Source organism: Stenotrophomonas sp. P5_A9 (genome assembly GCF_056400525.1).
Map to the genome: position 1 here is coordinate 1 of NZ_JBFULC010000157.1, position 500 is coordinate 500.

General features: G+C 73.6%; 1 pseudogene. It reads right to left on the reverse strand.

Going from position 1 to position 500, the window contains the following annotated elements:
* Window positions 1–203: 203 nt before the first annotated feature.
* Window positions 204–500, reverse strand: a pseudogene (locus AC1DR7_RS20360) (anti-sigma factor); the annotation flags it as partial.

Genomic DNA, 500 nt, shown 5'->3' on the forward strand with positions numbered 1-500 from the left:
GTGCGGCGGCAGCAGCCGCGGTCGGGGCCGGCGCCTGGGCGCAGGCCATCAGCGGCAGGGTCAGGGCCAACAGGGTCATGGCCTGGGTACGCATGCGTGGGGTCATCAGACTCGAGCCTCCGGGTCAGTAAGCGGGGAAAGGGGCAGCGTTCCAGCCGAAGGGCCGGGCGCGGGACAGATCGGGAAGGGAAACGCGGTGGCGCTCAGTCGCGGTGCCTGCGTGGGGTCGGCACACTCGGTTCGGATTCCTGCAGCCGCGGTTCGAACGGATAGAACGCGGCCTGCGGCTCCTGCGTGGAGAAACTGGCGTTGAGTGCACCCCCGGCGGGGGCCAGGGTGGAACGCGGCCACGGCCTGGCCTGCAGGCTCGCGACGTCACCGAACGGCAGCTGGCGGGTCGTCGCGGTGGCATGGGCGGCAGCCGGCGGCAGGGTCGGTGCCAACGGCGCCTGGCTGGCCAGCGCACGCTGCGGCTCGGCACTGCGCGCGGCGGCGCTGCG